We start from the raw sequence: 1490 nt of genomic DNA on the forward strand, positions 1-1490 counted from the left end.
GTTATTATTATGCTCCTAAAGCCCAAGAATTGCGGCAAATTCGCTTTAAAAATTTCCGGCAAGAGTTACATTATCTCTGTTTAGGTCAGGATTTGGGACGGGATGCGGCTGCTGTGGTTTTTCATACGGCGGATCTGTCAAAAGCAGTGGCTAAATACGGCGATCGAGTTTATCGTTATCTTCATGCAGATGCGGGTCATTTGGGACAGAGATTAAATTTAGCGGCTATTCATCTGGGGTTAGGGGTTAGTGGTATCGGTGGTTTTTTTGATGATCAAGTTAATGAAGTGTTAGGAATTCCCTCCGATGAAGCAGTTATCTATATCACTACTTTAGGCCGACCGAAGGTTTTTTAGGGTGAGTTTGAAGCACTGAAGGGGTGACAAGGAGGTTGAGGTCATAGTAATCTGTACCTTGACAGATGCACTTTCTCGCTGGGACGTATTTTGTTTAAAGGTTAATCCAACTACGCACCATTTGTCGAGGTTTTCCTGAATTTTTAAAAGCGGTTCTATTGTGGCATAAAAAGCGATTATTAACGTAAAATACATCACCTTTTTTCATTTTGAAGCGGACTGTATTTTCCGGTTCTGAAAAAAAGTTGTCGATTATGTCAAGTGTTTTTGTGATAGCTTCCGGTTGCGCTATTTCTAGTTTGGAGTAAGCGACTTCAATCCAGTACCGCATATAACGAAAAACCAGACCCCGAGAATCGGCTGAGAATAAGGGTAAATTATTATTTTGAATAGCTTCTTGAGAATTAATCTCTCCCGGTGTAATCACATCCCGCGCCAAAGGTTCGTAGAGACAGGGAACTAGATCTGTATGGTTTTGCCAGAAATATTGATACAAATTGGCGGCGTTTACTACCAGGGAATCTCCTCCCTCATCCGCGGCAGCAAGACAGAGTAAGCCAACAATATCAGGGAAGTAGTTTTTGTCTGTACTATCGGTATGATAGCCAGTTTCTGCATTCGTCATCGAAACGGGTATAGCTTCTTTAGTGTAATCCATTCCTCGATCGATTACATCAAAAAAATAGCCATAGCGGTGGTTTAGCAGTCCAAAAACACGATAAATAAAAGCATAAATTAATCGCATTTCCAGTTCTGTTAATGCTGGTTCTAATCGGAAAACAATTATTCCGGGTTCTAGGAGCAATTTCTCACGAAACGGCAGGAAAAAGTCAAGATTTTTATTGACTGTTTCCCGTCCTATTTCGTTGGGTTTTTCAAGCAATCTCTGATTGCTTGTTTTCAGTAAATCCAAGACTAATGATTTGGGTAAACTAAAAAATAGTTGCGAAGGGTCGGGCAATTTTTTCCAAGTCAGTAATGAAATATTACGATCGGAAATTGGTATAACTGGACTTCCCCCGTATAAACATACTAGCTATGGCTAAAAGTCTTACAGAGCCTGAGTTAAAGCAACACAATACCAATGAACTACTGGACACAAAATCCTGAAGTTCTTACGCAGATAGGGTTTGA

2 protein-coding genes are annotated in these 1490 nt (G+C 40.3%); one reads left to right on the forward strand and one right to left on the reverse strand.

Translation table 11 applies throughout. The features are described from left to right. A partial coding sequence (locus IQ242_RS24620) for a SagB/ThcOx family dehydrogenase (RefSeq protein ID WP_193961758.1) occupies nucleotides 1-356 on the forward strand: 356 nt, incomplete at its 5' end. A 94-nt stretch (nucleotides 357-450) separates the two neighbouring features. On the opposite strand, the gene IQ242_RS24625 is transcribed toward IQ242_RS24620, so the two are convergent. After that, on the reverse strand, nucleotides 451-1362 hold the full coding sequence (locus IQ242_RS24625) for a TauD/TfdA family dioxygenase (protein WP_193961759.1): 912 nt from the start codon (nucleotides 1360-1362) through the stop codon (nucleotides 451-453). Nucleotides 1363-1490: the final 128 nt, after the last annotated feature.

Source organism: Microcystis sp. LEGE 08355 (assembly GCF_015207185.1).
GTDB classification, from domain to species: Bacteria; Cyanobacteriota; Cyanobacteriia; order Cyanobacteriales; family Microcystaceae; genus Microcystis; species Microcystis panniformis.